The 23,551-nt window shown below is 73.6% G+C and carries 26 protein-coding genes; 8 read left to right on the forward strand and 18 right to left on the reverse strand.

Translation table 11 applies throughout. The annotated features are described in order from the left end of the window. From ACLQ21_RS13450 to ACLQ21_RS13465, 4 genes are read left to right on the forward strand one after another with little or no spacing between them, the layout of a single operon-like run. Entirely contained in the window at positions 1-1,371 is a 1,371-nt protein-coding gene (locus tag ACLQ21_RS13450; RefSeq protein WP_425664467.1) for a heparan-alpha-glucosaminide N-acetyltransferase domain-containing protein, read from the forward strand. Positions 1,372-1,375: 4 nt separating this feature from the next. Further along, on the forward strand, positions 1,376-2,062 hold the full coding sequence (locus ACLQ21_RS13455) for a BPL-N domain-containing protein (protein ID WP_425664468.1): 687 nt from the start codon (positions 1,376-1,378) through the stop codon (positions 2,060-2,062). Then, a complete protein-coding gene (locus ACLQ21_RS13460; protein WP_425664469.1) occupies positions 2,059-2,817 on the forward strand; it encodes a 4'-phosphopantetheinyl transferase family protein in 759 nt (252 codons plus the stop codon). Before ACLQ21_RS13455 ends, ACLQ21_RS13460 begins: the two co-directional genes overlap by 4 nt. After that, positions 2,814-4,241, forward strand: a complete 1,428-nt coding sequence (locus tag ACLQ21_RS13465) for a M1 family aminopeptidase (protein WP_425664470.1) — start codon at positions 2,814-2,816, stop codon at positions 4,239-4,241. Before ACLQ21_RS13460 ends, ACLQ21_RS13465 begins: the two co-directional genes overlap by 4 nt. Before the next feature lie 15 nt (positions 4,242-4,256). Here ACLQ21_RS13465 and ACLQ21_RS13470 read toward each other — a convergent pair whose 3' ends face one another. The 5 genes from ACLQ21_RS13470 to ACLQ21_RS13490 are packed head-to-tail and all read right to left on the reverse strand — an operon-like array spanning position 4,257 to position 9,048. Continuing rightward, positions 4,257-4,985, reverse strand: a complete 729-nt coding sequence (locus tag ACLQ21_RS13470; RefSeq protein WP_425664471.1) for a hypothetical protein — start codon at positions 4,983-4,985, stop codon at positions 4,257-4,259. Between the two features lie 21 nt (positions 4,986-5,006). Continuing rightward, on the reverse strand, positions 5,007-6,275 hold the full coding sequence (locus tag ACLQ21_RS13475) for a kynureninase (RefSeq protein WP_425664472.1): 1,269 nt from the start codon (positions 6,273-6,275) through the stop codon (positions 5,007-5,009). Then, on the reverse strand, positions 6,272-7,372 hold the full coding sequence (locus ACLQ21_RS13480) for an amidohydrolase family protein (RefSeq protein WP_425664473.1): 1,101 nt from the start codon (positions 7,370-7,372) through the stop codon (positions 6,272-6,274). Before ACLQ21_RS13480 ends, ACLQ21_RS13475 begins: the two co-directional genes overlap by 4 nt. Next, complete coding sequence (locus ACLQ21_RS13485) at positions 7,369-8,253, reverse strand: tryptophan 2,3-dioxygenase (protein WP_425664474.1); 885 nt, start codon at positions 8,251-8,253, stop codon at positions 7,369-7,371. The genes ACLQ21_RS13480 and ACLQ21_RS13485 overlap by 4 nt, the downstream gene beginning before the upstream one ends. Positions 8,254-8,283: 30 nt before the next feature. After that, positions 8,284-9,048, reverse strand: a complete 765-nt coding sequence (locus tag ACLQ21_RS13490) for a N5-glutamine methyltransferase family protein (RefSeq protein WP_425664475.1) — start codon at positions 9,046-9,048, stop codon at positions 8,284-8,286. Between the two features lie 36 nt (positions 9,049-9,084). On the opposite strand from ACLQ21_RS13490, the gene ACLQ21_RS13495 reads away from it, so the two are divergent. After that, positions 9,085-10,398, forward strand: a complete 1,314-nt coding sequence (locus ACLQ21_RS13495) for a M20/M25/M40 family metallo-hydrolase (RefSeq protein ID WP_425664476.1) — start codon at positions 9,085-9,087, stop codon at positions 10,396-10,398. Further along, a complete protein-coding gene (locus ACLQ21_RS13500) occupies positions 10,398-10,802 on the forward strand; it encodes a hypothetical protein (protein WP_425664477.1) in 405 nt (134 codons plus the stop codon). The genes ACLQ21_RS13495 and ACLQ21_RS13500 overlap by 1 nt, the downstream gene beginning before the upstream one ends. Before the next feature lie 195 nt (positions 10,803-10,997). Here the strand turns inward: ACLQ21_RS13500 and ACLQ21_RS13505 are convergent, their stop codons facing one another. The 10 genes from ACLQ21_RS13505 to ACLQ21_RS13550 all read right to left on the reverse strand — a co-directional run bounded on the left by ACLQ21_RS13505 (position 10,998) and on the right by ACLQ21_RS13550 (position 19,299). Then, entirely contained in the window at positions 10,998-11,420 is a 423-nt protein-coding gene (locus tag ACLQ21_RS13505; RefSeq protein ID WP_425664478.1) for a hypothetical protein, read from the reverse strand. Positions 11,421-11,483: 63 nt separating this feature from the next. Beyond that, positions 11,484-12,422 carry a cation diffusion facilitator family transporter gene (locus ACLQ21_RS13510; protein ID WP_425664479.1) on the reverse strand — a complete coding sequence of 313 codons (939 nt, stop codon included), beginning with the start codon at positions 12,420-12,422 and terminating at the stop codon, positions 11,484-11,486. A gap of 2 nt (positions 12,423-12,424) precedes the next feature. Further along, on the reverse strand, positions 12,425-13,300 hold the full coding sequence (locus ACLQ21_RS13515) for an aldehyde dehydrogenase family protein (protein ID WP_425664480.1): 876 nt from the start codon (positions 13,298-13,300) through the stop codon (positions 12,425-12,427). Beyond that, positions 13,300-14,739 (reverse strand): aldehyde dehydrogenase family protein, encoded by a 1,440-nt coding sequence (locus ACLQ21_RS13520; RefSeq protein WP_425664481.1) that lies wholly within the window; start codon positions 14,737-14,739, stop codon positions 13,300-13,302. The genes ACLQ21_RS13515 and ACLQ21_RS13520 overlap by 1 nt, the downstream gene beginning before the upstream one ends. 8 nt (positions 14,740-14,747) lie before the next feature. Then, positions 14,748-15,758 (reverse strand): deoxyribose-phosphate aldolase, encoded by a 1,011-nt coding sequence (gene deoC / locus ACLQ21_RS13525; protein ID WP_425664482.1) that lies wholly within the window; start codon positions 15,756-15,758, stop codon positions 14,748-14,750. Between the two features lie 121 nt (positions 15,759-15,879). Next, a complete protein-coding gene (locus ACLQ21_RS13530) occupies positions 15,880-16,842 on the reverse strand; it encodes a bifunctional riboflavin kinase/FAD synthetase (RefSeq protein WP_425664483.1) in 963 nt (320 codons plus the stop codon). Then, positions 16,839-17,240 carry a hypothetical protein gene (locus ACLQ21_RS13535; RefSeq protein ID WP_425664484.1) on the reverse strand — a complete coding sequence of 134 codons (402 nt, stop codon included), beginning with the start codon at positions 17,238-17,240 and terminating at the stop codon, positions 16,839-16,841. Before ACLQ21_RS13535 ends, ACLQ21_RS13530 begins: the two co-directional genes overlap by 4 nt. A 38-nt stretch (positions 17,241-17,278) precedes the next feature. After that, the gene (locus ACLQ21_RS13540) at positions 17,279-17,650 is read right to left on the reverse strand and encodes a hypothetical protein (RefSeq protein ID WP_425664485.1); all 372 of its coding nucleotides are present in this window, start codon (positions 17,648-17,650) and stop codon (positions 17,279-17,281) included. Next, complete coding sequence (truB, locus tag ACLQ21_RS13545) at positions 17,647-18,579, reverse strand: tRNA pseudouridine(55) synthase TruB (RefSeq protein ID WP_425664486.1); 933 nt, start codon at positions 18,577-18,579, stop codon at positions 17,647-17,649. Before truB ends, ACLQ21_RS13540 begins: the two co-directional genes overlap by 4 nt. Before the next feature lie 9 nt (positions 18,580-18,588). Further along, the gene (locus ACLQ21_RS13550; protein WP_425664487.1) at positions 18,589-19,299 is read right to left on the reverse strand and encodes a VOC family protein; all 711 of its coding nucleotides are present in this window, start codon (positions 19,297-19,299) and stop codon (positions 18,589-18,591) included. 84 nt (positions 19,300-19,383) lie between these two features. Between ACLQ21_RS13550 and ACLQ21_RS13555 the strand changes: the two genes are divergently transcribed. Next, a complete protein-coding gene (locus tag ACLQ21_RS13555; protein ID WP_425664488.1) occupies positions 19,384-20,391 on the forward strand; it encodes a ketopantoate reductase family protein in 1,008 nt (335 codons plus the stop codon). A gap of 5 nt (positions 20,392-20,396) precedes the next feature. Here the strand turns inward: ACLQ21_RS13555 and ACLQ21_RS13560 are convergent, their stop codons facing one another. From ACLQ21_RS13560 to ACLQ21_RS13570, 3 genes are read right to left on the reverse strand one after another with little or no spacing between them, the layout of a single operon-like run. Further along, positions 20,397-20,612 carry a DUF2945 domain-containing protein gene (locus tag ACLQ21_RS13560; protein WP_425664489.1) on the reverse strand — a complete coding sequence of 72 codons (216 nt, stop codon included), beginning with the start codon at positions 20,610-20,612 and terminating at the stop codon, positions 20,397-20,399. A gap of 7 nt (positions 20,613-20,619) precedes the next feature. Next, positions 20,620-21,321: a uridine kinase gene (locus ACLQ21_RS13565; RefSeq protein ID WP_425664490.1), complete on the reverse strand. Its 702-nt coding sequence runs from the start codon at positions 21,319-21,321 to the stop codon at positions 20,620-20,622. Between the two features lie 31 nt (positions 21,322-21,352). Further along, the gene (locus tag ACLQ21_RS13570) at positions 21,353-22,627 is read right to left on the reverse strand and encodes a DUF418 domain-containing protein (RefSeq protein WP_425664491.1); all 1,275 of its coding nucleotides are present in this window, start codon (positions 22,625-22,627) and stop codon (positions 21,353-21,355) included. Between the two features lie 46 nt (positions 22,628-22,673). Between ACLQ21_RS13570 and ACLQ21_RS13575 the strand changes: the two genes are divergently transcribed. Continuing rightward, a complete protein-coding gene (locus ACLQ21_RS13575; protein ID WP_425664492.1) occupies positions 22,674-23,546 on the forward strand; it encodes an A/G-specific adenine glycosylase in 873 nt (290 codons plus the stop codon). Positions 23,547-23,551 lie beyond the last annotated feature (5 nt).

Here is a 23,551-nt window from a genome sequence, read left to right on the forward strand (position 1 = left end):
ATGACTGCCCAGCAGACCGACCCACCGGCCGCCGCCCCATCGGCGTCCATCCGCGACGGGGTCGACATCCCGCACGACTGCGAGCCCACGGCCGACGTCTCCGCCACCGCTGCGGTCGACACGCCTGCCGGATCGAGCGGAGCGACCGCGCGCCGCGTGATCGGCGTCGACGTCGCTCGCGGGCTCGCGCTGATCGGCATGATGGCGGTGCACATCCTGCCGGACGTCAACGCCCAAGGCGAGATGTCGGACGCCTGGATCGTCTCTGTCGGCAAGGCGGCGGCGCTCTTCGCGGTCCTGGCCGGGGTCGGCATCGCCTTCGGCAGCGGCGGACGCCGCCGCCCGACCGGGCGCAAGTGGACCGCAGCAGCGGTCTCCCTCGCGGTCCGCGCGCTGATGATCGGCGCCGTGGGCCTGCTGCTCGGCCACGTGGTGTCGCCTGACAGTGCTGCAGTCATCCTCGCCTACTACGCGGTGCTGTTCGTGCTGGCGATCCCGCTGCTGTCGCTCTCGACGCGCGCCCTGGTCATCCTCGCCGCGGCGGTCACCCTGTTCATGCCCGTCCTCAGCCACGTGGTGCGCGCCCAGCTGCCGGTGGCTCCAGAGAGCAACCCGAGCTTCACCGACCTCGTGACGGAGCCGACGCGGCTGGTCACCGAGCTCGCGCTCACCGGGATGTTCCCCGCGCTGCCATGGCTGGCCTACCTGTGCGTCGGCGTGGCGGTCGGGCGCTGCGCGCTCGACGCCCGTGGCGTCGTCATCAAGATCGGCGTCATCGGGGTGGTCGTCGCCTTCGCCGCGAGCGCCGGGTCGTGGCTCCTGATGAACGTCGCCGGCGGCTGGCGCCACCTGGAGTCGGTCGCCATGACCACCATGGATCCGGAGGAGTACACCGATCTCATCGTGTGGGGCTTCTCGGGGGTGACCCCGACCTCCACGCCATGGTGGCTCGGCATCATGGCGCCGCACTCCTCCACGACGTTCGACATCGCCTTCACCATCGGCACCTCGCTCGCGGTGCTCTCCGCGTGCCTGCTGCTGGGTCGGGTGGCGAGCTCCGTGCTCGTGCCGCTCGCGGCCGCGGGCAGCATGACCTTCACGCTGTACACCGCGCACCTCCTCATGCTCGGCGCCCCCTTCCAGCCCGACAGCGAGGCCACGACGTTCGTGATCCAGCTCGTGGTCGTCGTCGGGTTCGCGCTGCTGTGGGGCCGGTGGTTCTCGCGAGGCCCGCTCGAGGCCGCGGTGTGGTGGGTCACGCGCAAGGTGCGGCAGTCGGTCATGGGCACGACGGGCGGCGGTGCGGCGAAGCCCGTCGCCGACGCGCATCACCACGCGCACGATCCGCGGACCGCGGCCAACAGCGGCTAGCGCGATGCCGCCGTCACCGTCGCGACCGCGACCGCTGGCGCTGGTCTATCGCGGTCCAGCCTCGGAGCCCGGGTGCCCCGAGGCCGTCGCCGAGCTGCTGCGAGCATCGAGCTGGAGCCTGGACGTCGAGTACGTGGGCCCACGGGAGGCCCGCGACCTCTCCGCCGAGTCGCTCGCGCAGGCCGTGCTGTACGCGCAGCCCGGGGGCGGCGAGCTCGAGCACGCGTACCGCAAGCTGCGGCGGCACGTCCCCGCGGTCCGCAGCTTCGTCGGCACCGGCGGCCGCTACCTGGGCTTCTGCCTCGGCGGCTACCTCGCCGGCGAGACGCCCGGATTCGGGCTGCTCCCCGGCGACTCCGATCAGTACATCTCCTCCCCCGGCGCGAGCATCACCGGCGAGGAGGACACCGTGACGACCGTGCGGTGGCGCGGGGCGCGGCGCCAGGTGTTCTTCCAGGACGGCCCGTTCTTCGACCTCGACCCTGGCCGCGGGCCTGCGCACGTGCTCGCCGTCTACGACAACGGACTCCCCGCGGCCCTGGTCGCGCCGCACGGCCGCGGCGCGGTGGGCGTGGTCGGGCCGCACCCGGAGGCGACGCCGGACTGGTTCGGCGATGCCGGGATGCGCCCGCTCGAGCCCGCCGCCGCAGACCTCGGCCTCGACCTGCTCGACGAGCTGATGCGCGCATGAGCGACCGACCCGACGGGCGCCGCAGCGCCGCGTGCGACGTGTGGTGGGCGACGCCCTCCGACCGCACCGACATGATGCAGCGGCTCGACGACACGGAGCAGCGCCGCGCCCGTCGTCTGCGCCACGCCGGCGACCGGCATCGGTTCGTCACCGCGCGCTCGCTGCTCCGCCTCGTGCTCGCTGAACGGACCGGCACGCCGCCGTCCGAGCTGCGCTTCGACACCACCTGCCTGAGGTGCGGGCGCGACCACGGCAAGCCGCGGCTGATCGGTCATCGCGCAGCCGTCTCGTTCAGCATCGCTCACGCGGGTCGTCGGGTCGTCGTCGCCGTTGCGGACGGCGCCGCCGTCGGCGTGGATGTGGAGGGCATCGGGGAGCGCGACGGTGCCGAGCTGACCGCGATCAGCGACAGCATCCTCACACCGACCGAGCTCGCCGACTACCGGCGCATCCCGCCCCCGGATCGAGGGCGGGCGCTCGCGGTGTGGTGGACCCGCAAGGAGGCGGTGCTCAAGGCCACCGGAGACGGCCTGACCGTGCCGATGCTCGAGGTCGCCGTCACCGCGCCCGACGAGCCCGCCGCGCTGCGGAGCCCTCGCGGAGACGGCGGCGGCGCGGCACCGATGGTGACCATGCGCGACCTCGACCCGGGCGAGCGCAGCGTGGCGTGCCTCGCCGCGATCGACGTCTCCTCGCTCTCCGTCACCGAGCGAGACGGTGACGAGCTCCTCTCCCGTGCCGGGCCGCTCGGATGATGCGTCGCCGCCGCACGGGAGCGCGCCGGCTGCGCGGGCTCGGTGCGCTGCTCGTCGGCACGCTCGTCATGACCGGCTGCTCCTCGACCGATGACTGGGCCTCGCCCGATCCGGCGCGCCCGGTCGTCGACCTGTCGTTCGAGGTCGGCCACGACCTGCGCTCGGTCACGGGGCGCGAGCGCATCGACTTCACCCCTGACCTGCGCGTGTGCGAGCTGGTGTTCCGTGCCTGGCCGAACAAGCCGGCCACGGCCCGCACGGGCAACGCGCTCGAGGTCACGGCCGCCTGGGTCGACGGCGAGCGGGTGGTGCCGGTCGTCCTCGCGGCGGGGGCGCCAGAAGGGCAACCGGGGACGCTGGTCGAGCTGCCGCTGCCCGCCTGCGTCGCCGCCGGCCGGACGGTCAGCGCCGAGCTGGCCTTCACCCTCACCCTCGGGGAGGGGACGGACGAGCGCGTGGGCGTGTCCGCCGGCGGTGACGTCGCCTGGTTCGCCACTGCCTTCCCGCTGCTGGCCTGGGAGCGGGGGCGCGGCTGGGCGAGGGAGCCGGCCGTCGCTGTCGTCGGGGAGATGACGACGAGCGAGACGTTCGACCTGCGGTCGCTGGCCGTCACGGCACCATCCGAGCACGCGGTCATGGGCACGGGCGCCTCCACCGGTTCCCGTCGCGACGAGGCGTCGGGGATGACGGTCCACGGATTCGCGGACCCCGCGGTGCGCGATGTCGCCGTGACGGTCGGTCGGCTGGAGGTCGTGCAGCGGGAGGTGGATGGCGTGCGGGTGCACGTGGGCGCACCGCCCGGCGCGACGAGGGAGTCCCCGGCGCGGTGGGCTGCGGAGGTCGCCCGAGCGATCCGGGACACCGCGGGGTACCTCGGTGCGTTCCCCTACACCGACCTGTGGGTGAGCGTGCTCCCCGATCAGACGAGCGGCATCGAGCATTCGGGCGCCATGCACTTCGGGGACCTGCGGTTCGACGAGTCGGGGTGGCTCGTGACGCACGAGGTCGCCCACATGTGGTTCTACGGCCTCGTCGGCAACAACCAGGGTGCGCACCCGTGGCTGGACGAGTCGTTCGCCACCTTCGTGCAGGTCATCGCCGATCAGCGCGGCTCCGACGTGCGCCGCGCGCCGGTCCCACCGGAGCTCGAGGGGCAAGTGGGACAGCCGGTGTCCCACTGGGAGCGCTACCGGCGGCCCTCTGCCGCCTACGTGACCGGCGTGTACACCGCGGGCGCAGCCGCCCTGGTCGACGCCCGGCGCCGCGCCGGCGCCCAGGAGTTCGACGACGCGCTGCGCGCGTACCTCGCGGCGAACGCGCACGAGATCGCGGAGCCCGCCGACGTGGAGGATGCGTTCGCGCACCTCCCGATGGTGCTGGAGTCGCTGCGCGACGCCGGGGCCCTCCCGCCGGCGATCCCGTGAGCGGAGGAGCCGAAACTAGGGCTCCGGGATCTCCTCGTACTCGCCCTCGAACGTGGCGATCGACCAGTTAAACCGGTCCTCGGCCGCCGCCGGCGTGAGCCGGAAGGTCATCGACTTCTCGATCCCGAGGTTGACGGGTCGGTCCTCGTCGCGGAACGCGAGCGTGGCGTCGTGGTCGAAGGAGATCACCAGCAGCTCCCGGCCCTCTCCACCCGTGGCGTCCGTGTCGACGTCCACCTCCGTGATCTGCTGGCTCAGCACGACCGGCTCGTCGACGGGCAGGGTCCACTCCTCGTCCACGTCGTAGAAGCGCAGCGCCCGCACACCGTCCCGAGCGTCGGAGTCTCCTTCGAGCGCCGCGTCCACGAGCGCCTCCCAGCCCTCCGCTGCCTCGACGGTGAGGCGGTCGACGATCCCCTCGCCGATGAGATCCTCGCGGGTGAAGTCCCGCTCCTGTGGGTCGAGCAGGGCGGGCGGGAACGCCTCCGTGACCGCGAACGAGGTCAGCTCGGCGACAGCCTGATCCACGCTCTCCTGCCCGAACAGGGCCACGGCGCTCGGATCGACCTCCGCCTGCTCGACGTACACCGCGGGTGTCACGTCATCCGGATCCGTCACCACCCCGCATCCGCTCAGCACGACGACCGACGCGACGAGCAGAGGCAGGTGTCGCAGCTTCACAGAGACTCCCAAGCGATCGGTGGACGGGTCGATGGTGCGAGCGTAGTGGGTGACGATGGCCATCTCCCGACGGTCGCGCCGCGTTCAGCGGATCGCCCTGCGCAGCTCCTGGCCGATCGCGGCGACACCGATCTCGACCTCCGTGAACGTGGTGCTGAGCGGCGACAGGCCCACGCGGATGCCGTCGGGCCCGCGGAAGTCGGGGATGACGCCGCGCGCCCACAGCCGCTCGGTGACCTCGCGGAAGGCGGGATGCGTCACCGTCAGGTGGCTGCCGCGCTCGCGGCCCGCCGACGGGCTCGCGAGGCGCGCGCCGAGCGGCAGCACTTGCAGCGCGAGCGCCTCCTCGGCGAAGCCGGTGAGCGCGACCGACTTCTCGCGCACGGCGTCGACGCCGACCTGCTCGAGCAGCTCGACCATCGCCTCGAGCGCCACGGTGGCGAGCACCGGCGGCGTGCCGCTGACGAAGCGCCGGAGGTCGGGCGCGGGCTCGAACGCGGCCGCCATCGCGAAGACGTCGGCCGCACCCATCCAGCCCTGGATCGGCTGCGCGAGCCGAGCCTGCAGATCGTGCCGCACGTACGCGAAGGCGGGTGAGCCGGGGCCCCCGTTCAGGTACTTGTACGTGCAGCCGGCCGCGAGGTCGACGCCCCACGCGTCGAGCTGCGTGGGGATGACGCCCGCCGAGTGGCACAGGTCCCACAGCACGAGCGCGCCGGCGTCGTGCGCCGCGCGCGTGATGCCCTCGACGTCGGCGACATGGCCGGAGCGGTACGCGACGTGGCTCAGCAGCACGAGCGCCGTGCGCTCGCCCACCACAGCCTCGACCTGCTCGAGCGACACCCCGCCGGCGCGGTCGACCTCGATCCAGCGCAGCGTCAGCCCCCGCTCGGCGGCGACGCCCTCGGCGACGAAGCGGTCGGTCGGGAAGCTGTCGTCGTCGATGACGATCTCGGTGCGGCCGGACCCCGCCTGCGCGTCGACCGCCGCGCGCACGAGCTTGTACAGCAGCACGGTCGTCGAGTCTCCGACGAACGCCTGGCCCGCGGCGGCGCCGACGAGCGCTCCGATCCGGTCGCCCAGGTCGAAGGGCCGGCGCATCCATCCCTCGTCCCATCCGCGGATGAGCCGGTTGCCCCAGTCGTGGCCGATGAAGCGGGCGAAGCGCTCCTCGAGCGCGGCGAGCGGGCGGCCGAGCGAGTTGCCGTCGAGGTACGAGACGACGTCGCCGTCGCGCACGAACGCCGACGTGTGGGCGGCGAGCGGGTCGGCGGCGTCGAGCGCGGCGGCCGTCGCGGCGAGCTCCTGAACGGCGGCGTCGTGCGTGGCCGTGCGCGGTGCGGGGATGGTCATGCGTCCTCCAGGTCGTGCCGGCCCAGATCGTGCCGGTCCAGATCTTGCCGGTCCAGGTCATGCCAGTGCAGGTGGGTCACCCTGTGCAGGTTCGCGATCAGCGACTCGTCGTCGTGCACGTCGGCGGCGACGACGCCCACGGTCGGTCCCGCAGGCAGCAGCCACTCGGCCAGCAGCGCGTCGACGAGCGCGCTGCCCTCGATGCCGGCCTGCCGGAGGGCGGCGATCTCCTGCGGGTCCAGGTCGAAGCGGCCGATGCCGTTGCCGAGGTCGGTGCCGTAGGCGACCGTTCCCCCGGCGGCGGCGAAGCGCGCGAGGTTGTCGGTCGCGCGCGCGAAGGCGACGTCGTCGCCGCCGCGGCCGTGCATCGCGAGCGTCGAGATCCAGGTCTGGCTCGCGGCGGCGGCGCGGATGACGTCGTCGCCCAGCCGGTGCGTCCACGGCGTGTGCGCGAGCACGTCGACGCCGGCCGCGAGCGCCCGCTCCGCCTGGCCCCGACCCTGCACGTGCGCGACGAGCGGCAGGCCGGCAGCACGGGCCTCGGTCGCGATCGCCTCGAGCAGCGCGTCGTCGGGCGCGGGGCCCGCCTCGGCGTTGAGCGCGACCTTGACGACGGATGCTCCCGCGGCGGCCTGGGCGCGGATCGATCGCGCGGCGTCGTCAGCGCCGCCGAGCTCTGCGGCGGCGCCCGGCGGCGCCCAGCCGCTGCGCGCCGGGTAGCCGCCGACCGCCGTGTGGAGCGGGCCAGCGACGCGCACGTCGAGGCCCGGGTGCGCCTCGCGCGCCGCCTCGACGAGCGCCGGCAGCGCATCCGGTGCCCAGCCGAGGTCGAGCACGCGGCCGAGCGCGGTCGACGCGCTCTGTGCAGCGTCGGTCAGCCCCAGGTGCACGTGCGCGTCGGTGATGGGCGGCAGCAGCGCCCCGCGGATGCGGGTGCGCACGCCCTCGGGCGCCTCGTCCTCCGGCACCTCGTCCTCCGGCACCTCGTCCGCCGGTATCAGGCGCATGCCGGTCCCGCTCAGCTCGACCACGGCATCCGTCACCCAGTGCCCGCCGATGCGCGCCCGCTCGACGCGGGCGATGACGGGCGCGCTCACTCCTCGATCCGGGTGCGGACCGCGTACAGCTCGGGGAAGAACGTGAGGTCGAGGGCGCGGCGCAGGAAGTCGGTGCCGCTCGAGCCGCCGGTGCCGCTCTTCATCCCGATCGTGCGCGTGACGGTGCGGAGGTGGCGGAAGCGCCAGAGCTGGAAGTTGTCCTCGAGGTCGACGAGCTCCTCGCACGCCTCGTACTCGCGCCAGTGCTCGGCGCCCTCCGCCAGGTCGGCCCCGGTCTTCCCGGCACCCGTGTAGATGCGCGTGAACACGTCGACGAGCGGCTCGCTGAACACGTGCGCCTTGCGCACGTCGCGCTCGAGCACCTCGGCCGGCACGGCGTGGCCGCGGCGGGCGAGGAGCCGCAGGAACTCGTCGTACAGGCTCGGTCGCTCGAGCTCGGCGGCGAGCGCGGCGTGGTCGTCGGGGCTCGACGCGAACACCTGCAGCATGCGCTCGTGCTTGTTGCCGAGCGCGAATTCGACGAGCCGGTACTGCGCGGACTGGAAGCCGGATGCGTTCGCGAGCGCGCCGCGGAACTGCACGTACTCGGTGGGCGTGAGGGTCGCGAGCACCGACCACTGCTGCGTCAGCACCTCCTGGATGTGCTTGACGCGGGCGATGCGCTTGAGCGCGGCGCCGAGCTGATCGGCCGCGAGCAGGCGGCGCGCGTCGTCGAGCTCGTGGATGACGAGCTTGAGCCACAGCTCGGTCGTCTGGTGCTGGATGATGAACAGCAGCTCGTCGTGGTGCTCGGGCTCGCTCCTGGGATGCTGCGAGGCCAGCAGCGTGTCGAGACCCAGGTAGGCGCCGTACGTCATCCGCTCGCTCAGGTCGGTGATGACGGTCGGCTCGATCTCGCGCGTGTTGTCGGTGACGGCCACGGCGGCCTCCTTCGGTGGTTGCCTCACACGCTAACGCGCCACGAGCACGGTCGCCCCCAGCGCGTCGTCCTCGCGCACCTCCGCCCCGCCCAGTCCGACCGCGCGCAGGATGCCGGCCGCCGCATCCACCTGCTGCGGCGCCAGCTCGACGGCGACGCGACCGCCGGGGGCGAGCCGCGCCGCGATCGAGGGGGCGAGCCGGCGCAGCGGCACGAGGCCGTCGGGGCCGCCGTCGAGCGCGAGCAGCGGCTCGTGCTCCCGCGCGTCGCGCGGCATGAGGGCGAGCTCGCGAGTGGGCACGTAGGGCAGGTTCGCGGCGACGACGTCGAAGCGCGCGGATGCGTCGAGCGCGTCCGGCGAGTCGGCCAGCACCACGCGGGCTGCCGTGAGGTTCTCGCGGGCGCAGTCGACGGCGCGGGGGTCGGCGTCGATCGCGACCACCTCGAGGCCGGGCACGCGGTGCATCGCGAGCGCCGCGATCGCGCCGGAGCCGCAGCCCAGGTCGAGCAGGCGCGCGCCGCGCGGCAGCCCGGCGAGCGCGTCGGCGACGATCGTGGCGAGCAGCTCCGTGCGGCGGCGCGGCACGAACACCCCGGGCCGCACGCGGATGCGCAGCCCGGCGAAGGCGGCGGTGCCGACGATCTGCTCGATCGGCTCCCCCGCTGCGCGACGGGCGACCATTGCCGCGAGCGCCGCCTCGTCGGGGGCTGCGCGGTGGAGCTCGGTCAGCTCGTCCTCGGCGAACACGCTGCCGGAGCGGCGCAGTGCCGCCACCATGCGCTCGCGTTCGCCCATCGGCCTCCCCGTCGGCGACGACGATAGCCTGCTCGCGTGGTGCGCATCGACGAGTCCGCGATCGACGATCTGATCGCGCTCGTGCGGTTGCCGACCGAGCTGCCGGAGCAGCTGCCGGCGTTCCAGTCGGCGCTCCGCGAGCGCTTCCCGCGGCTGTTCGAGGCGCTCGAGGTCGAGTCGGTCGGCACGACGCTGCTCGCGCGCTGGCCGGGACGCGCCGCCGGTGACGACGCGGGCGGCTCGCCCGCGCTGCTCATGGCGCACCAGGACGTCGTGCCGGCTCCGCCCGAGGGGTGGACGCATCCGCCCTACAGCGGTCACCGCGACGCGACGCACGTGTGGGGGCGGGGCACGCTCGACGACAAGGGCTCGCTCGTCGGCATCTGCGTGGCGGTCGAGGCGCTGCTCGAGGCCGGCTTCACGCCCGCCCGCGACGTCTGGCTCGTGTTCGGCCACGACGAGGAGACGATGGGCACGGGCGCCGCCTCGGCGATCGCAGCGCTCGACGCGGCGGGCGTGCGGCCGGCGTGGGCGCTCGACGAGGGCGGCGCGATCATCGAGCCGCCGATCGCGGGCGTCGAGCGCGAGATCGCGGTCGTGGGCGTCGCCGAGAAGGGCTTCGCGAACATCCGGGTGCGTGTGGCGCAAGTCGGCGGGCACGCGTCGACGCCGCCGCAGCTGCCGGCGACGTCGCGGCTCGCGCGCGCCATCCGGCGGCTGGACCGTGCGTCGTTCCCCCGCTCGCTGCCCGAGCCGGCGCTGCGCATGCTCGAGCTGCTCGGCGCCGAGGCGCGCGGGCCGCAGGGCGCGGTGCTGCGCAACGTGCGGCGCTCGCGGCGGCTCGTGGAGCGCATCCTCGCTCGCGGTGACGAGACCCGGGCGATGCTGTCGACGACGGCGGTCGTGACGCAGCTGTCGGGCTCGGCCGCGCCGAATGCGCTCGCGGAGGAGGCGGTCGCGGTCGTGAACGCGCGCATCGCGGTCGGCTCGAGCGTCGACGACACGCTCACGCTCGTCCGGCGAGCGATCGCCGACCCGCTCGTCGAGCTCGAGCTGCTGCACGGGCACGGGCCGAGCCCCGAGAGCCCGTCGACCGGCCCCGGCTGGGTCGACATCGAGGCGGCGATCGGCCGCCTGCGCCCCGACGTGCTCACCGTGCCGTACGTGATGCTCGGCGGCACCGACGGCCGCCACGCGCACCGCATCACCGATCACGTCTACCGCTTCACGCCGTTCTCGATGACCCGCGAGGAGCGGCTGACGCTGCACGCGCGCGACGAGCGCATCCGCATCGACACCTGGCTCGACGGCTGTCGCTGGTACGCCGACCTCATCGAGTCGAGCTGCTGATGACGCGCTTCGCCATCGACGCGCCGACCGCGCTGCGCATCGTGCGGGACGGCATCGACGTGGGCGAGCACCAGCTGGTCGGCGCGGGGGCTCTGCGATCCCAGGTGATGCAGCTGCTCTACACCGCCGTCCGGGCGGGCGACCTCTCGGATGCCGAGGGACGCGCACAGCTCGAGGCGCTCGCGTCGCTCAAGGTGCGGCTGCTCGCCGATCGCGTCTCGCGCGCGGTCGCGTGGAGGCTCGCGGTGCAGCTCGATTGGGACGACGTGGCGCGCGCCGAGCCGCTCGCGGTCGCGTCGCTGCAGGCGGACGTGCTCGTGACCGACGACCCGGTCCTGGCCGCGGCCGCGGAGGGCGTCGTCGAGCGGATACCGTGGGCGGCGTTCGTGCGCGCCGTGCGCTGAGCGGCGGGTCGAGGGGCCGGGACGCGGTCGGGCGCGCGGTCGGCCCGTGCGGTTCCGGTACGGGATTGCGGGTGGCGACGGCTCGCACCCGCAGATCGGTACCAGTCCGCTCGGGGGCCGCGGTGCTCCGGTACCGAGTTGCGGGTGATGGCGTGCCCGCACCCGCAGATCGGTGCAGGTTCGCCCGAGCCAAACTTAGGGCCGCTCGGACCGCATCCGCCACAGCTGCGCGGCCCCAACGCCGATCACCGCGCCGATCAGGAGGGTCGTGGTGACCGTCATCGCGGGCGGTCCGACGACGACCGCGACGATCGCGCCGACGGCGAGCACGGCGATCACGGCGATCATGCCCGCCTGCCATGCGCCTCGCGGCGCCGGTCGCCACCACGAGCCATGCGCTCCTGCGGTGAGGAGCGTGAAGGCGATGACGAAGGGCACCAGCGGGATCCACCATTCCCCCGGCCCGCGCGTCTGCGCCATCGCCACGTCTACCAGCACGAAGACGGGGATCAGGAGCGCGAGCCCGTAGCGGCACACCACCATGAGCCGGGTCGGCGGCAGCGCTGCTGCGTCGTCGTCGTCCACGCGGCCCGAGACCGGGTTGGCGATCCGCTCCATCGCGGCTCCTCTCCTGAGCGACACCCTAAGCGAGTGCGACCGCGGCCGCGAGGACGGGCCGGCTCAGGCGTGCGTCGGCGACTCGTGCGCGGCGTGGCCGGGCGGCTCGAGCTGGAACGTCGCGTGCTCGAGGGGCACGGGGAAGTGCTCGGCGACGCACTGCTGCAGCGCGTCGAGGATGTGCGGGGCGTGCCCGTCGCGGAAGCACGACTCCTCGACGACGACGTGCGCGGTCAGCTGGTGCGTGCCCGTGCCGAGCGTCGTCGCGTGCAGGTCGTGCACGCCCAGCACGTGCGGCTGCCGCTCGAGGTGCGCCCGCACGTCGGCGAGGTCGAGCGCCGCGGGGGTCGCCTCGAGCAGGATGCGGCCGGAGTCGCGCAGCAGCACGACCGAGCGCGGCACGATGAGCGCCGCGACCAGGGCGCTCGCGATGATGTCGGCCTGCTGGAAGTCCCACAGCCAGATCGCGAGCGCCGCCGCGATCACCGCGACGGATCCGATCGCGTCGTTCAGCACCTCGAGGAAGGCGGCACGCAGGTTGAGGCTCGCCCGCCGCCCGCCGGCCAGCACGGCGAGCGACACCAGGTTGCCGGCGAGCCCCACGACGCCGAACACGAGCAGCAGCGGCCCCGGCACCTCCGTCGGCTCCGCGAGCCGCCGCACGCCCTCGACCACCACCACGACCGCGACGACGAGCAGCGCCGCCGCCTGCGCCGCCGCGGCGAGCACCTCGACCCGCACGAGCCCCCACGTGCGCGTGCCGGTGGGCGGCCGGCGCAGCAGCGCCTGCGCGCCGAGCGCGACCCCGAGCCCCGCGACATCCGTCAGCATGTGCACGGTGTCGACGAGCAGCGCGAGCGAGCCGGTGACGATCGAGCCGACCACTTGCGCGACGAGCAGCGCCGCGGTGATGCCGAAGGCGACGGCGACGCGGGTCGTGCTCGACGCATCCGCGCCGCCCCCACCATGCGAGTGGGCGTGCGGGTGCGCCTGCCCCGCCATGCCTACAGGCGCGACTTCGTGTGCCAGACCGTCTTCGTCTCGGTGAGCGCGAGGATGCGATGCGGCGTCTCGGGCGCGAGGCCCGGCTCCGGGCGGATGACGCGCTTGAGCGTGTCGGCCGCGATCACCTCGAGCGCGACCCAATCGAGCCCGCCGGCCCCGGTGAGGTCGAGCGCGTTGACGTCGGCGTGGCCTGCGAGCCACGGCGCGAGCTCGGCCGGGTCTCCGGTGAGCACGTTGACGACGCCGCCCGGCAGGTCGCTCGTCGCGAGCACCTCGCCGAGCGAGATGGCCGAGAGCGGGGCGGATGCGGCGGGCACGACCACGACGGCGTTGCCGGTGACGAGCGCGGGCGCGATGACCGAGGTCAGGCCGAGCAGCGCGCTCGACTGCGGCGCGATGATCGCGACGACGCCCGTCGGCTCCGGCACCGAGAGGTTGAAGTAGGGGCCGGCGACCGGGTTCGCGCTGCCGCCGATCTGGGCGATCTTGTCGGTCCAGCCCGCGTGCCACACCCACAGGTCGATGGCGTCCTCGACCTGCTGCTGCGCGCGAGCGGCCGAGAGGCCCCCGGTGCGCACGAGCTCGTCGACGAACTGCGCCTTGCGGCCCTCGAGCACCTCGGCGACGCGGTACAGCACCTGGCCGCGGTTGTAGGCCGTCGCGCCGGCCCAGCCGGGCTGCGCCTTGCGGGCGGCGCGGACGGCGTCGCGCGCATCCTTCCTCGACGCCTTCGCGACGTTCGCGACGAACGCGCCCTCGGGGCTGCGCACCTCGGTGACGCGGCCGGACTCGCTGCGCGGGAAGGCGCCGCCGATGAAGAGCTTGTAGGTCTTCGGCACGTCGAGGCGCGTGGTCGTCTTCACTCCAGTGGCCATCACTTGCCTGCCTTCAGGTATGCCTGCATGCCCTGCACGCCGCCCTCGCGGCCGTAGCCCGACTCCTTGTAGCCGCCGAACGGGCTCGTGGGGTCGAACTTGTTGAACGTGTTCGTCCAGACGACGCCGGCGCGCAACTTGTCGGCGACGGCGAGCACCCGGGCGCCCTTGTCGCTCCAGATGCCGGCCGAGAGGCCGTAGGGCGTGTTGTTCGCCTTCGCGATCGCCTCGTCGGGCGTGCGGAACGTCAGCACCGACAGGACGGGTCCGAAGATCTCCTCGCGGGCGATCGTCGACGACGCCTCGACGCCGGTGACGACGGTCGGAGGGAACCAGTAGCCCTGCGCGGGCAGCTCGCACGCGGGCGCCCAGCGCTCGCCGCCCTCGGCCTCGCCCTGGTCGACGAGCCGCGTGATGCGCTCGAGCTGCTCGGACGAGTTGATCGCGCCGACGTCGGTGTTCTTGTCGAGCGGGTCGCCGAGCCGCAGCGTCGCCATGCGCTCCTTGAGCCGCTCGAGCACCGCGTCGTGCACGTTCTCCTGCACGAGCAACCGGCTGCCGGCGCAGCACACCTGGCCCTGGTTGAAGAAGATGCCGTTGACGATGCCCTCGATGGCCTGGTCGAGCGGCGCGTCGTCGAAGACGATGTTCGCGCCCTTGCCCCCGAGCTCGAGGGTGAGCTTCTTGTCGGTGCCCGCGATCGCCTTGGCGATCTCGCGGCCGACCGCGGTGGAGCCTGTGAACGCGACCTTGTCGACGTCGGGGTGGCGCACGAGCGCCGCGCCCGTGTCGCCAGCGCCCGTCAGCAGGTTCACGACGCCGGCCGGCAGGCCGGCCTGCTCGCAGATCTCGGCGAAGAGCATCGCGGTCAGCGGGGTCGTCTCGGCGGGCTTCAGCACGACCGTGTTGCCGGCGGCGAGCGCCGGGGCGACCTTCCACGCGAGCATGAGCAGCGGGAAGTTCCACGGGATGATCTGCGCGGCCACGCCGTGCGGCTGGGGCGCGGCACCGAGGCCGACGTAGTCGAGCTTGTCGGCCCACCCGGCGCAGTGGAAGAACCACTGGGCGACGAGCGGCACGTCGGCGTCGCGCGTCTCCTTGATGGGCTTGCCGTTGTCGAGCGACTCGGCGACCGCGAGCTCGCGCGCCCGCTCCTGCAGGATGCGGGCGATGCGGAACAGGTACTTGCCGCGGTCGCGGCCGGACATCGGGCCCCAGACGGTGCGGAACGCGGCACGCGCGGCCGCGACCGCCGCATCCACGTCGCCCTCGTCAGCCGTCGCGAACATGGCGATCTGCTGCTCGGTCGACGGCGAGATCGAGGCGAAGGCGGTGCCGCCGCCCGTGACCCACTCGCCGCCGATCCAGAGGCGGTACTCGTCCCGCAGGTTGAGGATGGAGGTCGACTCGGGAGCCGGCGCGTAGTCGAGGAATGCCATGGGGAGCCTCAGTCGATCGTGACGTAGTCGGGGCCGGAGTAGCGGCCGGTGGTGAGCTTCTGGCGCTGCTGCAGCACGTCGTTGAGCAGGCTGGATGCGCCGAAGCGGAACAGGTGCGGGTCGAGCCACGTCTCACCGCACGTCTCGGCGACGGTGACGAGGTACTTGATGGCGTCCTTCGCGGTCGAGATGCCGCCGGCGGGCTTCACGCCGATGCGCTCCCCCGTGAGCCGCTCCCAGTCGCGCACGACCTGCAGCATGAGCAGCGTCACGGGCAGGGTCGCGGCGGGCTGCACCTTGCCGGTGGAGGTCTTGATGAAGTCGCCGCCCGCGAGGATCGAGAGCCACGACGCGCGGCGCACGTTGTCGTACGTGACGAGCTCGCCGGTCTCGAGGATGACCTTGAGGTGCGCGTAGCTGCCGTCGTCGCGGCGGCACGCCTCCTTCGTCAGCACGATCTCGTCGAAGACCTTGCCGTAGTTGCCCTCGAGGAACGCGCCCCGGTCGATCACCATGTCGATCTCGTCGGCGCCCGCGGCGACCGCGTCGCGGGTGTCCTGCAGCTTCACCGGCAGGCTCGCGCGGCCCGCCGGGAACGCGGTCGCGACCGCGGCGATGTTGATGCCGTCGTCCCTGCCCGCGCTCCAGGCGGAGCCGAGGGCCTCCCTCGCGTTGCCGACCATGTCGCCGTACACGCAGACGGCCGCGGGCCGGGGCGTGGAGGGGTCGGATGCGTCGGGCACGAGCGCCTTCGCGACGAGCGAGTGCACCTTGCCGCGGGTGTCGGCGCCCTGGAGGGTCGTGAGGTCGATCATGCGGATGACGAGGTCGAGCGCCACCTGCTTGGAGGTCGTCTTGATCGAGCGGGTGCCGAGCCCCGCCGCGCGGGCCTCGAGCCCGACGGCGTCGACGGTCGGCAGACCCTCGAGGTGCTGCCGGAGCGCCACCTCGGAGAGGTCGCTGCCGAGCAGCTGGACGGCGCGCTCTGCCGGAGCGAGCGCTGCGCTGGGTGTGGTCACGCTGATCCTTCTGGTGGTCCGCCGCGGTGCGGGACTCCGCTGAGTGTGCCGCTGCTGGGTGTGCTGCGGCTTGCGGGTGCACGGCAGTCTACCGGCCGCACCGGCGACGCGTCCGTCAGGCTCAGGTGCTCGCCGCGGTGATGATCTCGCGCGTGTGCTCGACGTCGCGAGCCATCTGCGCGACGAGCTCGTCGAGGCTCTCGAAGCGGTGCATGGGCCGCACGAACTCCACGAGCTCGAGCGCGATCGGCCGGTCGTAGAGGTCGAGGTCGACGTCGAGCAGGTACGCCTCGACGGTCTTGGCGGCGACGCCGTCGAAGGTCGGGTTGTCGCCGATGGAGACGGCGGCGGCGAAGGTGCCGGCGTCGACGTGGGCAAGCGCCGCGTAGACCCCGTCGGCGGGGATGAACCCCTCGACCGGCGCGCCGAGGTTGGCGGTCGGGAAGCCGAGCGCGCGCCCGCGCTGGAAGCCGCGCACGACGTCGCCCCGCAGCAGGTGGCGGCGGCCGAGCATGCCGTTGGCCTCGTCGATGCGGCCGAGCGCGAGCGCCTCGCGGATCCAGGTGCTCGACACGCGACGGCCGTCGGCGAAGCAGATGTCGTCGATCGACTCGACGCGGGCGCCCCTCGGCTCGGCGAGCTCGCGCAGCATGGCGGCGTCACCGGCGCCCCGGTGGCCGAAGCGGAAGTCGTCGCCCACGAGCAGCACGCGGCCTCCCAGGCCGTCGAACAGCACCCGCTCGGCGAACTCCTGCGCCGGCTGCGCGGCGGTCGCCGCCGTGAAGGGGATGACGACGACGCGGTCGGCGCCGGCGGCCCGCAGCAGCTCGACCTTGTGCGGGAGCGAGACGAGCGGCAGCGGAGCGCGGTCCGGCCGCACGACCTCGAGCGGGTTGCGGTCGAAGGTGACGACGGTGGTCGAGAGCCCGTCTGGCTCGGCGAGGGCTCGCAGCTGCTGGAGGATGCGCTGGTGGCCGATGTGCACGCCGTCGAACTTGCCGATCGTGATGGCGGAGGGGATGGACTCGAGCTCGTCGATCCACGCCATGGCGGCCGCGGTGCCCTGCTCGCCGGCGCCGCTCATGCCGCGACCCGCTCGCGGCTCGCGCGCAGCCACCACAGGCCGAGGAACGGCAGCACGGCGGGGATGAAGAGGTAGCCCATCCCGAAGCGGCTCCACACCGTGTCGTGCGCGAACAGCTCGGGCGCGGCGAGCGAGAGGCCGCCGACGACGAGCACGCCGACGAGCTCGAAGCAGACGGCCGCGAGCGCGACGCGGCGCCAAGCATCCCCTCGCATGGCGAGCGCGACGGTCGCCAGGATGTAGACGACGGCGGCGACGGCGCTCAGCGCGTACGCGAGCGGTGCCTCGTCGAAGCGCTGCACGATCTGGACGAACGAGCGGCCGGTCGCCGCCATCGCCAGCACCGCGTACACCGCGACGAGGACTCGGCCGATCCCGGCATGCTTGCGCTCGCTCATCGGATCGATTGTAATCCCCGCCCGCGGGGCAGCCCGCGTCACGCCAGCTGCACGAACCAGATCTGGTGCATCCGGTAGACCATCACCGCGACCGCGAGGATGCCGACGCCGACGACGAGCGTCGCCCACTCGCCCTTCTTGTCGACCAGCGCCCAGAGGACCGCGGCCGGCGGGATCATGAGCGCCGTGATGAGGTAGGTCCAGTACTCGAGCAGATCGCCGGTCGGACCGGCGCCCAGCAGCGGCGCGATGACCGACGCGACGGTCTGCACGACGAGCGACAGCATCGTGATCGCCGCCGCCGCGAACACCCAGTCGTTGAACCGCTTGCGGGCGAGCCCGGCGACCGCGACGGCTGCGCCGATCACGCCGAGCGCGCTCGCCTGCGCGAGCATGAGCCAGCTGATCATGCGGTGCCGCTCGTCGGGCCGGGCGCGGTCGAGCTCGGCGCGGTCGGGAAGTTCGTGACGGGCAGCAGCCTGCGCCCCGAGACGCGCGCGATGCCGACGAGCCGGTCACCGTGCACGGCGGCGACGATGCCCGACTCGTCCTCGAGCGCGACGGTGCGGCGGCCGCTCGCGAGGTCGGCGGCGCGCTCGTCGTCGAGCCGCGCGACGGGCAGGATGCGCGCGGCGGCGGCCGCGGGCGGCAGCAGCAGGGCGTCCGCGCCGGTCTCGGGCAGGGCATCCGCTCCCGGTGCACCGTCGACCGCGAAGGGTCCGATGCGGGTGCGGCGCAGCGCCGAGAGATGACCGCCGACGCCGAGCGCGGCGCCGAGGTCGCGCGCGAGGGCCCGGATGTACGTGCCGCTCGAGCAGTCGACGATCACGTCGACCTCGGCGAGGGCGCCGATCCGGAACGCGACCGCCTCGAAGCGGGCGACCGTCACGGGGCGCGCCTGCAGCTCGACCTGCTCCCCCGCCCTCACGCGCGCGTAGGCGCGCTCACCGTCGACCTTGATCGCGCTCACCGAGGACGGGACCTGCTCGATGTCGCCGGTCAGTGCCGCCATCGGCGCCGCGAGGTCGGCGGAGGTCAGGTGCGACGCATCCGCCGTGCCGGTGACCTCGCCCTCGGCATCGTCGGTCGTCGTGGCCGCGCCGAGCACGATCGTGGCCGTGTAGGTCTTGTCGAGGCCGACCATGTGCGTGAGCAGCCGCGTCGAGGGGCCGACGCCGAGGATCAGCAGACCGGTCGCCATCGGGTCGAGGGTGCCGGCGTGGCCGACCTTGCGCGTGCCGAGCGCGCGCCGCGCGCGGCTCACCGCGGTGTGGCTCGTGATGCCCTGGGGCTTGTCGACGAGCAGGATCCCGTCGGGGGCGGATGCGGCGGCTGACACCCGACGAGCCTAGTCCGGCTCGTCGGACCAGGCCTCGCGCTCCTCGTCGGGGTCATCGCCGAAGTCCTCCGAGTCGGGCCAGATGGCGATGTCGATGCCGTGGTTCTCGGGCGAAGCGATGGTCCATCCCTCGTCGTTCGACGACACGAGCCTGCCGCCCGCCGCGAGCGCGGCCTCGACGCGCGCCCTGGCGTGGTCGGCGGGCAGCGACACGTCGATGTGGGTGCGGCCGCGCCGTGGCTTCGGCGGGTCGAGCTCGTGCAGCCACACATGCGGGTTGCGGCGCTGCGGATCGATCGCGTCTGCGTCGTCGATCGGCTCGTAGCCCAGCACCGCCGCCCAGAAGGGGCGCACGTCCGCGCCGCGGTCCTGCGCCACGGCGATGCCGGTGACCATGAGCGTCGACGGATCGGGACGCCCGCCCTCCGCGCGCGCGGCTGCCTGGATGCCGGCCGCCAGCTCGGCATCGATCGCGGTCAGTGCGCCGTTGCGCTTGCTGAACGTGCGGATCGTGATGCCGTGCGGTCGCACGTCGAAGTCGGGCTCGTGCCCGACCTCGGCCGCGACGGCGGCTGCTGCGTCGACGATCCGCACGGCGTGCGCGAGCGAGTCGCTCGCGTAGTGGGCGTAGGCGCCCCAGAAGAGCACGCGCCAGTCCTCCACCCCCGGATGGGCGTGGAACCGCTTCGCCGACAGTCGGGGCACGGCCGCTTCGATCATGGATCCTCCTCGTCGAGTCGCCTGTCCGAACGCTAGGCCCCGCCGCCGACATCCCTCAACCGGCCGGCGGATAGCCTGCTGATCATGACGACCGAGCCAGCGCCGGACGCGCCGCCGAGGCAGCGCATCGCCGTGATCGGTGCGGGCGCGATCGGCGGCACGATCGCGGCGCGGTTGGATGCGGTGGGGCACGACGTGACCGTCACCGCGCGCGGCGAGCACCTCGCGGCCATGCGGGAGGACGGGCTGCGCCTCAAGGGCGGCTTCGGCACGCACACCGCGGGCGTGACCGCGCTCGAGGCGCTCGAGGCGACGCCGGACGTCGCGATCCTCGCGACGAAGGCGACCGGCGCGGTCGCGGCGCTCGAGGCCAACCGCGCGCACCTCGACGGCGTGCCGCTGCTCGTCGTGCAGAACGGCCTCGGCGGGGAGCGGGTCGCGGCCGACCTGCTCGGCCACTCCCGCGTCGCCGGCGGCATCGCGCTCATGGCGGCGAACTCGATGGAGCCGGGCGTCATCACCGTGACGGCCACCGGAGACACGATCGTCGGCGGCGCCGAGGGCGCACGGTTCGCGGCGCTGCTCGGCGAGGCCCTCCCGACGAGCGAGACGCCCTCGATCGAGGGCGCGCAGTGGACGAAGCTGCTCATCAACATGGTCAACGCGCTGCCGGCGATCGTCGGCCACTCGGTGCAGGACGTGATCCGCGACCCGGGGCTGCGGCGCGTGATGCTCGCGTCGATGCGCGAGACGGCGCGCATCGGCCTGGCCTCCGGCGTGCGGTTCCAGCCCCTGCAGGGGCTCACGCCGCTGCTCGTGCGGGTCGTGGCGTTCGCGCCGCGACGCATCGCGCAGCAGGTGCCGCTGCGCATCAAGGACCGGCTCGGTGACGTGCCGAACCTCGGGTCGACGCAGCAGTCGATCCGTCGCCGGCAGCCGACCGAGGTCGACCACATCAACGGCGCCGTCGTCGAGGCAGCGCGGAGGATCGGCAGGGAGGCGCCGGTGAACGCGTCGCTCGTCGAGCTCGTGCACGAGGTCGAGCGGACGGGGCGGTTCCTGCCGGCGTCGGCGGTGCGACGGCTCGGCTAGCACCCCTAGCGCTCGAGCTTGCGAAGCGCAGAGCCCTTGTGCGCCGCGACGTGATCCGTCTTGTCGCTGAGGATCTCGTACTGCGGCTCATCCTCGGAGGCACGGCGCGGGTGCCCCTTGTAGTCGAAGTCGCGCGTGTGGACCTTCGTGATCGTGCCCGAGACCCGACCGGCCTCGGAGTTCCAGCTCACGTGGTCGCCTACTTCGAACCGCTCGCTCATGACGGGGTCAGCACGAATCGGCGAAGACCTGCTTCGGCCAGCGCCAGTCGCTGTTGTCGACGACGACCAGCGCCCGCTGACGCGGACGCACCGTGCGCTCGTAGAAGTCGTGCGCCTCGCGGTAGCGGCGGTGCGACTCGTGCTGCACGTCGGGATGCGCGCCGTCGCGCGCCCGCAGCCGCTCGCCCCGCACCCGGTCGTCGGCCTCGAGGTAGAGCACGGCGTGCCACTTGCCGGCCAGCGCGGGTCGCTGCAGGAAGACGCCGTCGACGATGAGCACCGCATCCGGTCCCGCCGTCTGCCACTCCATCGCGACCGAGCGGTCGGCGTGCAGGTCGAAGGCGCGGGTCATGAAGCCGGTCGAGCCGCCCATGCGGAACGGGTGCAGCAGCACGCGGTCGAGCAGCTCGACGTCGAACGCGTCCTCGTAGTACCCCTTGGGCGAGTCGCGGCCCTGGCGGTAGCGGAACGCCCTCGCGCGGTGGAAGTCGTCGGCGCTCGCCCGGAACGACTCGACGCCGGCGCGCGCGAGCGCGACCTGCAGCGCATCCGCGAACCGCGTCTTGCCGACGCCGTCGCGGCCCTCGATCGCGACGAGCCTGCGGCCACGAGGATTGCGCCGCACGAGCTGCTCGGCGAGGCTCGTGTACAGCGCCTTCTGCTCGGGCGTCCACGAGGCAGCCTTCATCAGCAGCGCGGAGTCGACCATGGCGTCAGCCTAGGCGGTCGCGGCGCGGCGCTCACTGCACGGGCGTCGGTGCCGCGACCGGCCGCTTCCCGTAGGCGAGTCGGCGCAGCAGCGCCTCGGCGGGGCCGCGCTTGCCTGCGCGATCGAGCAGCGCGGCGACCACGACGGTGACGAGCCAGACGCCGACGGCGTACGCGGCGGCGCCGAGCGGCGTGAGCACCGCGCCGAGGCCGAAGCCCCACGCGGCGAGCACCGGCGCGAACAGCACGGACTGGGCGAGGTAGCTCGAGAGCGAGCGCTTGCCGACCGCGGAGATAGCGCGCGCGATCGGACCGCGGCGGTCGCCGATCGCCGCGGCGATGAGGCCGAACAGCGCCGCGTAGCCGACCCCGCCCGCGACGCCCGCGAGGCTGGAGACGCCCATCGTCGCCCACGCGAGGGACGGCGCGAAGACCAGCCCAGCGAACTGCGCCGCAGCGAGCGCGCCACCCGCCCAGCCGATCGCGACGCCGACCACCGCGATCCGGATGAGCATCGCGCGATGCGGCCTCGGGCGGTCGAGCAGGCCCCGACGCGCCGCCAGGATGCCGAGCGTCACGGAGAGCGACACGGTGAGCATGAGCACCTGCCCGACCGTCCCGATCGCCCAGGTGCCGACGCTCCCGAGCATGAACAGCAGGTAGTTCGCCTCTCCGGCGGGCGTCGGGAGCTCTGGCCCGCCGAGCTGCACCGCATCGCCGGCGACCCCGACGCTCAGCACGAGGCCGCTGACGATCGAGAGCAGCCCGAACAGCAGCACCAGCCCCGCCAGCACCCACGCGACCACCTTGAGCGTGCGGTCGCTCCGCTGCAGCAGCAGCCATGTGACGAGCAGACCGGTGAGGCCGTACGCACCGACGATGTCGCCGAACCAGAGCAGCAGCGCGTGCACGGCGCCGAATGCGAGCATCCACCAGTGGCGTCGTTGCAGCAGTCGCTTCGCCTCGACCATCGGCGTGCCCGCCGCCGACTGCCGGCTGTACAGCTGCCAGATGCCGTACCCGAACAGGAAGGCGAACAGCGGATACGCGCGGCCATCGATCACCACGAGGGAGAAGAGCTGGTAGCCGAGATCGGCCCCCTCATGGCCGAGCTGATGCGCGTTCGTCAGCCCGTGCTCGCCGCGGTACAGCCACCAGGGCACGTTGGCCACGGCGATGAGCAGCAGCATGAGGCCGCGAGCGAGGTCGGGGGCGAGGCTCCGGCCGGGGGCGGCGGTCGCCGCCGCGGCGTGGTCGACCGTGGTCCGGCTCGGCGCTGGCCACTCCTGCTGCGGATGCTGGGTCACCTCACCCACGCTAGGGCGCGAAGGCGGCGGCATCTAGGCTGGCGGCATGCTCGGTGCTGCCTCCCTGGACGCGCTCACCGACTGGTACCGCTTCAGCGCGCGGGACCTGCCGTGGCGGCGGCCGGAGTTCGACGCCTGGGGCACGCTCGTGAGCGAGATCATGCTGCAGCAGACGCAGGCGTCGCGGGTCGCGGTCGAGATCGACCGCTGGCTCGAGCGCTGGCCGACGCCCGCCGACCTCGCCGACGCGCCCACCCACGAGGTGCTGCGGCAGTGGGGCACGCTCGGCTATCCGCGGCGGGCGCTGCGCCTGCAGGATGCCGCGCGCGCGATCGTCGAGCGGCACGGCGGCGAGGTGCCGCGCGACGTGGCGGCGCTGCTCGCGCTCCCCGGCATCGGCGACTACACGGCGCGCGCCGTCGCGGTCTTCCACTTCGGCGACCGGCACCCCGTCGTCGACACGAACGTGCGCCGCGTCGTCGCGCGGGCCGAGCGGGGGCAGGGCGAGGCCGGACCGGCTGCCAAGCGGGACCTCGCCGACGTCGAGGCGCTGCTGCCGGACTCCCCCGCCGACGCATCCGTCGTCTCCATCGCGCTCATGGAGCTCGGCGCGCTCGTCTGCACCGCGCGGGCGCCCCGGTGCGAGACCTGTCCGATCGCGGATGCATGCGCGTGGCGCGCGTTTGGGTACCCGCCGTTCGAGGGCAGGCGGGCGCCGCGGCAGGGCACGTTCGCCGGCAGCGACCGGCAGGTGCGCGGCACGGTGCTGCGGGCGCTGCGCGCCGTCGACGTGCCGCTGACGGAGGTGGAGCTCGCACCGCTCTGGCCCGACGCCGCGCAGCTGGGTCGCGCCCTCGCCTCGCTCGCGGCCGACGGCCTCGTCGTGCGAGCCGACGGCTCGGTCAGGCTGCCCGACTAGGTTGG

This window comes from Agrococcus sp. DT81.2, assembly GCF_049844935.1.
Taxonomy (GTDB): Bacteria; Actinomycetota; Actinomycetes; order Actinomycetales; family Microbacteriaceae; genus Agrococcus.